The organism is Streptomyces sp. NPDC002130 (assembly GCF_040296465.1).
Classification (GTDB): domain Bacteria; phylum Actinomycetota; class Actinomycetes; order Streptomycetales; family Streptomycetaceae; genus Streptomyces.
Genome location: NZ_JBEOXI010000260.1, coordinates 1 through 11061, shown reverse-complemented (window position 1 = coordinate 11061; position 11061 = coordinate 1). Strand labels below are relative to the sequence as shown.

10 protein-coding genes are annotated in these 11061 nt (G+C 73.3%); 9 read left to right on the top strand and 1 reads right to left on the bottom strand.

The window, feature by feature from the left end; translation table 11 throughout:
• Nucleotides 1–133 precede the first annotated feature (133 nt).
• Nucleotides 134–1711: an FAD-dependent monooxygenase gene (locus tag ABT116_RS34025; RefSeq protein ID WP_351641790.1), complete on the bottom strand. Its 1578-nt coding sequence runs from the start codon at nt 1709–1711 to the stop codon at nt 134–136.
• 225 nt (nt 1712–1936) lie between these two features.
• Here ABT116_RS34025 and ABT116_RS34020 point away from each other — a divergent pair, with 225 nt between their 5' ends.
• The 9 genes from ABT116_RS34020 to ABT116_RS33980 all read left to right on the top strand — a co-directional run bounded on the left by ABT116_RS34020 (nt 1937) and on the right by ABT116_RS33980 (nt 11051).
• A complete protein-coding gene (locus tag ABT116_RS34020; RefSeq protein ID WP_351641788.1) occupies nt 1937–2386 on the top strand; it encodes an anthrone oxygenase family protein in 450 nt (149 codons plus the stop codon).
• Nucleotides 2383–2916: a PNPOx family protein gene (locus ABT116_RS34015; RefSeq protein ID WP_351641786.1), complete on the top strand. Its 534-nt coding sequence runs from the start codon at nt 2383–2385 to the stop codon at nt 2914–2916. The genes ABT116_RS34020 and ABT116_RS34015 overlap by 4 nt, the downstream gene beginning before the upstream one ends.
• Nucleotides 2913–4784: an asparagine synthase (glutamine-hydrolyzing) gene (gene asnB, locus ABT116_RS34010; RefSeq protein WP_351641783.1), complete on the top strand. Its 1872-nt coding sequence runs from the start codon at nt 2913–2915 to the stop codon at nt 4782–4784. Before ABT116_RS34015 ends, asnB begins: the two co-directional genes overlap by 4 nt.
• Before the next feature lie 303 nt (nt 4785–5087).
• Nucleotides 5088–7028 carry an AfsR/SARP family transcriptional regulator gene (locus tag ABT116_RS34005; protein ID WP_351641780.1) on the top strand — a complete coding sequence of 647 codons (1941 nt, stop codon included), beginning with the start codon at nt 5088–5090 and terminating at the stop codon, nt 7026–7028.
• Nucleotides 7029–7188: 160 nt separating this feature from the next.
• Nucleotides 7189–7560 (top strand): TcmI family type II polyketide cyclase, encoded by a 372-nt coding sequence (locus tag ABT116_RS34000; RefSeq protein ID WP_351641778.1) that lies wholly within the window; start codon nt 7189–7191, stop codon nt 7558–7560.
• A complete protein-coding gene (locus ABT116_RS33995; RefSeq protein WP_351641776.1) occupies nt 7557–7988 on the top strand; it encodes a cupin domain-containing protein in 432 nt (143 codons plus the stop codon). Before ABT116_RS34000 ends, ABT116_RS33995 begins: the two co-directional genes overlap by 4 nt.
• Nucleotides 7985–9271, top strand: coding sequence for a beta-ketoacyl-[acyl-carrier-protein] synthase family protein (locus tag ABT116_RS33990; protein WP_351641773.1), 1287 nt, complete (start codon nt 7985–7987; stop codon nt 9269–9271). The genes ABT116_RS33995 and ABT116_RS33990 overlap by 4 nt, the downstream gene beginning before the upstream one ends.
• Nucleotides 9268–10647, top strand: a complete 1380-nt coding sequence (locus tag ABT116_RS33985; RefSeq protein ID WP_351641771.1) for a ketosynthase chain-length factor — start codon at nt 9268–9270, stop codon at nt 10645–10647. Before ABT116_RS33990 ends, ABT116_RS33985 begins: the two co-directional genes overlap by 4 nt.
• A 140-nt stretch (nt 10648–10787) precedes the next feature.
• Nucleotides 10788–11051 (top strand): acyl carrier protein, encoded by a 264-nt coding sequence (locus ABT116_RS33980; protein WP_351641768.1) that lies wholly within the window; start codon nt 10788–10790, stop codon nt 11049–11051.
• Nucleotides 11052–11061: the final 10 nt, after the last annotated feature.

Genomic DNA, 11061 nt, shown 5'->3' with positions numbered 1-11061 from the left:
GCTCCGAGAAGGAGCACCGCGGCCGTTTCAGTGGGGGCGCGCAGCGCTCCCCACAGGGGCGCGGGGAACTGCGCGACCAGCCACGACGTCGCCGCAGCCGCCCGACGGCCCAACCCGGCGCCAACCCGAACGCTCACGCACGCCGCAGCACCGCATCGAGCACCGCCGTCAGCGACCCGGCGGGCTCACCCACCGCCCCGCGGGAACGCCACGCGACGAACCCGTCCGGCCGGACCAGCACCGCACCGGTGTCCTGGACGCCGTAACGGCTGAGGAACCGCTCGACGACCTCGGAGGGCTCCTCCGCGCCCACCCGGTGGAAGGACAGACCGAGCGCGGCCGCCGGCTCCTGCCAGGCCGCACCGCCCGGGCCGGTGAGGAGCCAGAAACCGCCGTCGAGGAGATCGTGCAGGGCGACGTCCTTGCCCTGGCGGACCAGGGCGAGGTGGGGGGCGCGGGTGCCGGGGCGGCCGGTGGGGGACGTCGGGTCCTCGACCACGGCGGTGTCGTCGTCACCGGCCTCGCGCAGGACCGCGTCCGACCGGTACACGTGTCCGAACAGCACCGTGGTCTCGGGGCGGTGCCGGGCCGCCGCCGCCTCGTCGAGGCCGCTGCGCTGGAGATAGCGGATGACGCCCTGGTCGACGGTGAACTCGGCGACCGGGGCCCGCTCCTGCTCGTAGGTGTCCAGCAGGCCGGGACCCGCCTGCCCGCGCAGCACCCGCGCGAGCTTCCAGGCCAGGTTGTGCGCGTCCTGGATGCCCATGTTGCCGCCGAAGCCCCCGGTGGGCGGCATGACGTGCGCGCAGTCGCCCGCCAGCAGCACCCGCCCGGAGCGGAAGCGGTCCGCGACCCAGGCGGCGATCTCCCAGCTCGTCGCGGACTCCACCGTCACCGGCAGGTCGGGCACCCCCACCGCGGCCCGTACCAGCTCCACGCAGTCCTCCGTGCCGAAGACACGGTGGTCGGACCCGGGCGGCAGGCTCGGCGCGAGCACCCAGCGGTCGGAGTCCGCGCCGCCGAGCTTGCCGAGCACGCCCTTGACGACCGGGTTGCTGACGAAGCAGAGGAAGAAGGTGCGCCCCGCCACGTACGGGTCGAGGTCCGCGTGGAAGACGATGTTCATCTGCCGGCCGAACACCCCCGGCCCGTGATGGCCGATGCCCAGCGAGGTGCGGATGGGCGCCCGTGAGCCGTCGGCCGCGACCAGGTACCGCGCCCGTACGGTCCGTTCGGAACCGTCGTCCGTACTGCGCAGGACGGCCGTGACGCCGTCCGCGTCCTGGGTGAACTCCGTCATCTCGGTGGCGAACCGGATGTCCGCGCCGAGCTCCTCGGCCCGCTCCCGCAGCACCGGCTCGAGACGGTCCTGCCCGATCAGGGTCCAGCCGGTGGTGCCGACCTCGTGCCGGTCGAAGCGGAACGGTCCGTCGAACCGCCCGAGTTCGGCCCCGGTGAGGGACTCGGCCTGGAGGATGTCGCCGTACTGGGCGTGCGGGTTCTCCCGTGCCCGTACCGCGTCCTCGAGGCCGAGCGCGCGCAGCAGCTCCATGGTCCGCGGGCTCGCGGCCTGCGCCCGGGGGTGTGCCGAGATCTCCGCGTGCCGCTCCACCAGCAGCGGCCGGATGCCCTGCCGGGCGAGGAACAGGGCCTGGGCGAGCCCCACCATGCTGCCGCCCACGATGAGTACTTCGGTCGTCTCGTCCGCCATACCGGCTCCTCCAAGGGTGTGGATCGCAGTTCGGTTCGGCGGGCCGATGCAACACCCGGCGCCTCGAACCGGGCTCGCGGCACGGGCGAGCGGAACCGTCGCGAAGCGGTGCGCTCCCAGGCGGATTCGAGTGTCGTGCGAGGAGCGGCTGACAGGTTCGGGCCAGGCCCGAAGCACGGCGCGAGGCCCGAAGGACGGCGCAAGGCTCGAAGGAGGGCGGAAGCGGTGGTGGAGGCTTTCAGTGTGCTGGTGCTGACGGGCACCGGCCTGGTGGCGGGGGTGCTCTTCGCGGTCGCGGTGAGCGTGATGCCCGCGCTGGTCGCGATGTCCCCGGAGCGGTACGTGTCCACGCACATCCTGCTGGGCAGACGCTACGACCGGATCATGCCGTTCATCGTCACCGGCTCCACGGCCGTGGACGTCGGGCTCGCGATACGGGCGTCGGGCGGCCCCCGGGTGCTGTTCGCGGCCGCCGCGCTGTGCATGGCGGGGGTGGCCGTGGTGTCGCAGACCCGGAACGTGCCGATCAACCGGACGGTCAAGCGGACCCGGCCCGAGGACCTGGGACCCGGCTGGCAGGACCCCCGCCCCGCCTGGCGCGGCTGGCACCTGGTGCGCACCTGCCTCGCGATCGCGGGCTGCGCGCTGACCGCCGCCGCGGTGGTGCTGTCATGAGCCCGGTCGTCGTACGCCATCTGCCGGAGGGGCCGGAGCGGGCGGCGGCCGATGACCGGATGCGGGAGCTGCTGTCCCGCCCCGAGCCCGGCCCGGTGGCCGAGCGGCTCGCGCTGCTGCACTTCACGGGACGGCACAGCGGGCGGCCGTACACCGTGCCCGCCGGGGTGCACCCCCTCGGTGGCGCGCTGGTGGTGGCGACCGGCAGCGGCTGGCGGCACAACTTCGCGGGCGGTGCGCCGGGCGAGCTGACCTGGCGCGGGCAGCGGCGGCCGGTGCGGTTCGCGCTGGTCGACGACGCCGAGCGCAGCGCGCGCGGCTATCTGGAGCTGTACCACCGCTACGGGGAGGAAGCCCCACGCCGGCTCGGACTCGCGGTGCGCGGCGAAGGGCCGCCCGGGATCGACGAGTTCCGGCAGGCGGTCGCCCGGCACGGGCTCTCCCTGGTGGAGGTCACCCTCCTCACCCACGACCCGGCGGAGAACAGCGCACCCCCATCAGACGCAGAGAGCGAAAGGACGCCACGATGAGCGGAATCGCCGGCTGGGTGGACTTCGAGCGGGACCTGACACCGGAGGCGCCCACCGTACGGGCGATGGCGGCGGCGCTCGCGCACCGCGGCCCGGACGGCTTCGGCGAGTGGATCGAGGGCCATGCCGCGCTGGCCCACCGGCGCCTCGCCCTGCTCGGCTCCGAGCACACGGGCCAGCCGGTCGTCGTGGAGTCGGAGGCCGGCAGCCCGGTGGCCGTGCTGACCCTGGACGGCAGCGTCACCAACCATGTGGAGCTGCGCCGCGAACTGGCCGCGAAGGGGCACCGGTTCACCGGAGACGGCGACGCGGAGGTGGCGCTGCACGCCTACCTGGAGTGGGGTGCCGTGTTCCCGGAGCGGCTGGAGGGCCTGTTCGCCCTGGCCGTGTGGGACGTGCGGCGGCAGGAACTGCTCCTGGTCCGCGACCGGTTGGGGGTGAAGCCGCTGTGCTACTTCCTGACGCCGTCCGGTGTCGTCTTCGGCTCCGAGCCCAAGGCGCTGCTGGCGCATCCGGCGGTGCGGCCGGTGGTCGACGCCGACGGGCTGCGGGAGCTGTTCGCGCACAGCCGCAAGCCGGGCACCGGGGTGTTCCGGGGCACGCGCGAGGTGCTGCCCGGCCACACGATGACCGTGCGGGCGCCGGGCACCGGGCACCGTCGCTACTGGTCGCTGCCCGCCCGCCCGCACACCGACAGCCTGGAGGCCACCGTCGCCACCGTGCGCCGGCTGCTGGCGGAGGCGGTCGCCACCCATCTGCGCGCGGACGTTCCGGTCGGCGCGATGCTGTCCGGGGGCATCGATTCCAGCGCGCTGACCGCGCTCGCGGCCCGCCGACGGCGTGCGGACGGGGACGGCCTGCGGTCGTTCTCGGTGAACTTCTCCGGCTACGCGGAGAACTTCGAGCCGCACCCGACCATGCGCGCCACCCCGGACGCCCCCTACGCGGCCCTTGCGGCCGGACACATCGGAACCGAGCACACCGAGATCCTGCTGGACACGGCGGCGCTCGCCGATCCGAAGACGCACGCCGCCGCGCTGCGCAGCCAGGACGCGCCCTCGCCGCTCGGCGACATGGACGTCTCGCTGCTGCTGTTCTTCGAGGCGCTGCGCGGCGCGGGGATCACCGCGGTGCTCTCCGGGGAGACCGCGGACGAGGTGTTCAACGGCTACTTCTGGGCGTACGACCCGGCCCACAGCAATTCCACGACCTTCCCGTGGGTCTCCTTCGAGCGCGGGCACGACGCGGCCGCGGGCGGGCTCGGCTGCTCGCTGGTGGACCGTACGCTCCGCAAGGAGCTGGACTTCATGGAGTACGCCGACCAGCACTACCGCGACGCGCTCACCGAGGTCCCGCAGCTGGCCGGGGAGAGCCCGGCCGAACGCAGGGCGCGCGAGGTCACCTATCTGGCGCTGACCCGGTGGGCCCCGACCCATCTGGACCGTGCCGACCGGATGAGCATGGCGCACGGGGTGCAGCTGCGCCCGCCGTTCTGCGACCGGGCGCTGGTGGAGTACGTCTACAACGTGCCGGCCGAGCTGAAGCGGGTGAACGGCCGGGAGAAGAGCCTGCTGCGGGCCGCGGTCGCCGATCTGCTGCCGGAGCGGGTGCTCAACCGGCCCAAGAGCGCCTATCCGACCGTCCAGGAGGCGGCGTACGGCGAGTTCGTACGCCACCGCTTCGGGGACGTGGCCGCGGACCCGGCCGCGCCGGTCGCCCCGCTGCTGGACGCCGAGGCGACCCGGGTGGCGCTGGGCGCGGCGGCGGCCCCCAGCGGCGCCTTCGCGTGGGTGGAACGGGCGAGCATGGAGATGGTGCTCCAGCTGAACACGTGGCTCGCGGAGTACGGGGTCGAGCTGCGCCTGTGAGGGTGCCCGGCGCCACACCCCCGCGCAGAAATGTGCGCCTTGTCATCCATGTGCGCGAAGCATAGGATGCGAGAAGGTGAAGAACAGGAATGCGGTAATCGCTTTCCTTTCTCGCCGCCGGTACGCGCAGGGATATTGCTGGTTTCAACTTCTTTTTCGGCGAAGCGCAATTCCCCGAGTAAAGGGCAGGCAATTTTTCCGCCCCTTCGAGCGTTTGATGTTTCGCCCAAAAATGAGTGACGCAGGAAGGTGAATAACCGATGGCCGCCACCCCACAGAGGCGGCTCACTCAGGGGGAATGCAGTGATAGAGATCGGTCTGCTGGGCTCGATGCGAATACGCAGGAACGGGGAGGACGTCACACCGTCCGCCCCCAAGCTGCGTCAGGTGCTCGCCCTGCTGGTGCTCAATGCCAACTCGCTGGTCAGCGTGGACCAGCTGTGCGAGGAACTGTGGGAGGACCACCCACCGCTCAGCGCGCTGACCACCTTGCAAACCTACATTTATCAACTGCGCCGCAGACTGCTGCTGGCCACCGGACAGCACGGCGCGGCTTTCGGCTCCCGTCCACCGCACGGCTGCCCCGCGATCCTGACCAGGGTGGGCGGCTACGAACTGCGACTGGACGACAAGCAGTCGGTGGACGCCTACCGGTTCGACCAGCTCACCGAACAGGGCATGGCACAACTCCGTACCGGTGCGGGGGAGGAGGAGGCGGCTCTCACCCTCAAGAGGGCGCTTTCCCTGTGGCACGGCGGAGCCCTCGTCGACATCAGCACCGGACGCCGGCTGTCGGCCTGGTCGACCCAACTGGAGGAACGCCGTAAGAGCGTCCAGGAGCAACGTTTCTCCTTGGAGCTCGAACTCGGCCGGCACCACGCCGTCCTGGACGAGCTGTCCGAGGCCTTCCGCGCCCACCCCACCCACGAGGCGTTCGCCGGGCAGCTGATGCGGGCCCTGCACCGCTGCGGCCGCCGCCCCGACGCACTCAACACCTTCCGCACCCTGCGCAGCCACCTCGTCGAGGAACTCGGACTGGAGCCCTCCGCGCAGCTCCAGCGGCTCCACCAGGAGGTGCTCGCCGACCGCGGCCACCTCAGGGGGCCTGCCCCGGCCAAGAGCGAGACCGTGCCCGGCGGGCGCCGGCTCGTGCCGGGCCCGGCCCAACTCCCCGCCGACGTCGGTGACTTCGTCGGACGAGAACGCGAACTCGACCAGCTGGAGACCTTCCTCGGCGCGGACCGGCCCAGCACCGGCATGCGGGTGGTGGAGGTGCACGGCCCGCCCGGTGTCGGCAAGAGCGCCTTCGCCGTGCGTGCCGCGCACCGGCTGCGCCCGCGCTTCCCGGACGGGCAGCTCTTCATCGACCTGTCCGCCGTCGGTGAGGGCTCCCAGCAGCTCGCCGACGTGCTGTCGGCCTGCCTCACCGCCTGCGGCATCCAGCGCGAGAAACAGCCCAGCGGGCTCGACGAGCTCAGCAGGCTCTTCCGCACCTGGACCGCCGACCGCAGGGTGCTCGTCGTGGTCGACGACGCGCTCACCGCCTCCCAGATCCGCGCCGTCCTGCCGGGGGGATCCGGCTGCGCGGTGATCGCCACCAACCGCTACCGGGCGCACAGCCTGTCCACCGGCCGCAAGATCGTGCTCCCCGCCCTGTCCCCGGAGGAGTCCCTCCAGCTCTACGACCGGGTCGCCGGGGAGCGCTCCCGGCAGGAGGACCCCACGGCGGTGCAGGAACTGATGGGGCTGTGCGAGGGACTGCCCCTGGCGATCAGGGCGGTGGCCGGCCGGCTCACCGCGCGGCCCGGCTGGTCGGCGGCCCGGCTGGCGCTGCGGCTGCGCGGCAACCCCCGGATGCTGCTCGAACTCCCGGACGGCACCCAGTCGCTGATGACCACGGTGGCCGCCAGCCACCGGCACCTGCCCGCCCGCTCACGGGAGTTGCTGCGCCTGCTGCTGCAGCGCGAGCGCCGCTGGAGCCTCGACGAGGTGGTGACACGGCTGCGCCCCGGCACCGGGGACGCCGAGACACTCCTCGAATACCTCGTCGACGTCCACCTCGTCCAGGAGCACCTGACACCGGACGCAGAGCTGCTGTACTCCGTGCCCCGGCTGATCCGGCAGGCCCTGATCCTCCTGTCACGGGGCGCGCCCACGGGCGACGTACCGAACGGCCGGATGGTCGGCGCCGGTGTCGTCGGCGGCAGCGGCGTCACCCTGATGAAGGCCGACGTCCGCCGGTAGCAGGTCCCTCCACGGCCCGCCGCACCCCAGGTGCGGCGGGCCGTCGTGCTGTCTCCCGCCCGCGGCACCGGGCCCGTCAGCGGTTCTCCAGGCGCCTTCGAGAGCGTCTCGACCCCCGCCGACCAGGGTGAACACAGCACCGACAAGCCGGGAGGACATCGTGCACCGAACGCTGATCGTGGCGAGGATGGACCTCGCCGACGCCGAGGGCGTCGCGCAGGTCTTCGCCGATTCGGACAGCACCGAACTGCCGCATCTGGTGGGGGTGTCGAGGCGGACGCTGTTCGCCTTCCACAACCTGTACTTCCACCTGGTGGAGGCCGACCAGGACATCGCGCCGAATCTGTACAAGGCGCGCAGCCACCCGCTCTACGAGGAGATCAACACCCGGCTCGGGCAGTTCATCTCGCCCTACGACCCGGACTGGCGCGAGCCCAAGGACGCCATGGCCGTCCCCTTCTACTCCTGGACGCCCGAGCAGGGCCCGCGGGCCGGCGCCCCGCGCTCGGCGAACCTGGGCGGTGCCCGATGAGCGCACCCGCCACCACCAAGGTCGCCGTGAACGAGGTCGCCGCCAACACCAAGCGCGGCGGCGACATCCGCGTCACCCTCAGCCCCAAGACCGTGGGCTGCACCTCGGGCTTCGGCGGCGTACTGCGGCTGGCCCCCGGCCACCACGTCACCGAGCACCTCCACCCCTACTCCGAGGAGTTCCTGCACGTCGTCCAGGGCCGGCTGGAGATGACGCTGGACGGCGGCACCCCGGTCGCGCTCGGCCCCGGCGACTCGCTGCTGGTGCCCATCGGGGTGCGCCACCGCCTGGTGAACACCGGGTCCGTGCCGGCCGAGGCGGTCTTCCACCTCTCCCCGCTCGCACCCCGCCCCGAACTGGGCCACGTCGACACCGAACAGCCGCTCGACGCGTCCGCGGGCAACCCCGATGTGGGAGCGGCCCGATGACGTCCGGACACCGGCGCGCGGTGATCACCGGAGTGGGAGCCGTCGCACCCGGCGGCATCGGGCGGGACGCCTACTGGGACCTGCTCACCGCCGGACGCACCGCCACCCGCCGCATCAGCCTGTTCGACCCGGCGGGGTTCCGCTCGCAGGTCGCCGCCGAGTGCGACTTCGATCCGCTGGCCGCGGGGCTCACCCCCCAGGAGGCCCGCCGCATGGACCGGGCCGGCCAGTTCGCGGTCGTCGCCGCCCGGGAGGCCGTCGCCGACAGCGGGATCGAACTGCCCGGCGCCGACCCGGAACGGGTGGGCGTCAGCATCGGCAGCGCGGTGGGCTGCACCATGGGCCTGGAGGAGGAGTACGCGGTCCTCTCCGACGGCGGCCGCGACTGGCTGGTCGACCACAGCTACGGCGTACCCCACCTGTACGGCTACATGGTGCCCAGCACCCTCGCCGTCGAGGTGGCCCGGCAGGCCGGTGCCGAGGGGCCGGTCGCGCTGATCTCCACCGGCTGCACCTCGGGCCTGGACGCCATCGGGCACGGCGTCCAGCTGATCGAGGAGGGCACGGCCGACATCGTGCTCGCCGGAGCCACCGACGCCCCGCTGTCGCCGATCACCTCCGCCTGCTTCGACGCCATCAAGGCCACCACCGCCAGCAACGACGACCCCCGGCACGCCTCCCGGCCCTTCGACGGACGCCGCGACGGCTTCGTCCTGGGCGAGGGCTCCGCCGTCATGGTCATCGAGGAGCTGGAGTCGGCCAGACGCCGCGGCGCCACCGTGTACGCCGAGATCCTCGGCTTCGCCGGCCGCAGCAACGCCTTCCACATGACCGGACTCAAGCCCGACGGCCGGGAGATGGCCGAGGCCGTCCGGGTCGCCCTGGACCGGGCGCGGCTCGACCCCGGCGCCATCGACTACATCAACGCGCACGGCTCGGGCACCAAGCAGAACGACCGGCACGAGACCGCCGCCTTCAAGCGCAGTCTCGGGCAGCGGGCCCACGAGGTGCCGGTCAGCTCCATCAAGTCGATGATCGGGCACTCGCTCGGCGCCATCGGCTCCCTGGAGATCGCCGCCTGCGCCCTCGCTCTGCGCCACCAGGTCGTACCGCCGACGGCCAACCTGTCCACACCCGACCCCGAGTGCGACCTCGACTACGTGCCGGTGACGGCCCGCGAGCACCGCATGGACCGGGTGCTCAGCGTCGGCAGCGGATTCGGCGGCTTCCAGACCGCGATGGTCCTGGGCGGGCCCGCCGTCGCGCACGGGGAGGCGGCATGAGCGCCTCCGGCATACGCCCCGGCCGGCGCGGCCGGTCCGTGGTCACCGGGCTCGGCGTGGTCGCGCCCACCGGGATCGGCGCCGCCCGGCACTGGGAGTCGGTGCTCTCGGGCAAGAGCGGCCTCGGCCGGATCACCCGCTTCGACCCGACCGGCTACCCCGTCCGGGTGGCGGGCGAGGTCCCCGGATTCCGCGCCGCCGAACAGGTCCCCGGACGGCTCGTCCCGCAGACCGACCGCTTCACCCACTTCGCGCTGGCCGCCGCCGAGGACGCCCTCGCGGACGCCGCCGCCGACCCGGCGACCCTGCCGGAGTACGAGATGGCGGTGGTGACCGCCAGCTCCTCGGGCGGCACCGAGTTCGGACAGCACGAGATGGAGAACCTCTACCAGAAGGGGTCCTCCTGGGTCGGCGCCTACCAGTCCATCGCCTGGTTCTACGCGGCCACCACCGGCCAGGTCTCCATCCGGCACGGCATGCGCGGCCCCTGCGGGGTCATCTGCGGTGAGCAGGCCGGCGGTCTCGACGCCCTCGGCCAGTCCCGGCGGCTGCTGGACACCGGCTCCCGGCTCGTGCTCAGCGGCGGCACCGACGCCTCGCTGTGCCCGTACGGCCTGGTGGCGCAGCTGTCCACCGGCCGGCTGTCCACCGAGGACGACCCGGCCCGCGCCTACCTGCCCTTCGACGCGGCCGCCTCCGGCTTCGTCCCGGGCGAGGGCGGCGCCATCCTCGTCGTCGAGAGCGCCGACGCGGCACACGCCCGCGGCGTCCCCTCGTACGGCGAACTCCTGGGCTACGCGGCCGGTTTCGACCCCACGGCGGACGGCACGACGCGGCTGCCGGTGACGGACGACGCCACGCGGCCCTCCACGGCGGACGGCGTCACACGGCCCCCCGCGCCGGACCGTGCCGCGGCGCGGCCGCCGGTGCCGAGCCGCACCACCGCCCGGCGCTCCGTGCTGGTCTCGGTGATCCGGCGGGCCCTCGCCGACGCCGGGCTCGCCCCGGGCGACGTCGACATGGTCTTCGCCGACGCCTCCGGCACACCGGCCGAAGACCTCGCCGAAGCCCGCGCCCTCACCGAGGTGTTCGGGCCCGGCGGGGTCCCGGTGACCGCGCCGAAGACCCTCACCGGGCGCCTCTACGCGGGCGGCGCCGCACTGGACGTGGCGACCGCGCTGCTCGCCCTGAGCGCCGGAGTCGTCCCGCACACCGCCGGACTCGGCCGCCCGGCCCCCGGCTGCGAGATCGACCTCGTCCTCGACCGCCCCCGCCAGACCGACCCGCGCACCGCCCTCGTCCTGGCCCGCGGACACGGCGGCTTCACCTCCGCGCTGGTGGTGGGCGCCGGCGACCGCAACGCCCTCAGGAGGTGACCGACTCACCGGCAGCCGACCGGCATCCGCGGGCGCAGCCCGCCCAGGGGCGCGGGGCTGTACGGATCTGCGGCTCCGCCGCGCGGGCGCGACCAGCCCCCACCCACCCGCAGCCCACACACCACCACGAAAGGCTTCCCATGCCGGAATTCACCCTCGACGACGTACGCCGCATCCTCCGAGCCAGCGGCGGCGTGGACGAGCAGACCGACCTGGACGGCGAGCACTTCGCCGACACCTCGTTCGCCGACCTCGGCTACGACTCCCTGGCCCTGCTGGAACTCGTCAACCGCATCGAGCGCGAGTACGGCATCCAGATCCCCGACGGCGACCTGGCGCACACCCAGACCCCGCGCGAGGCCCTGACCTATGTCCACGCCCGGCTCACGGAGGCCCGCGTCTGATGGCAGGACA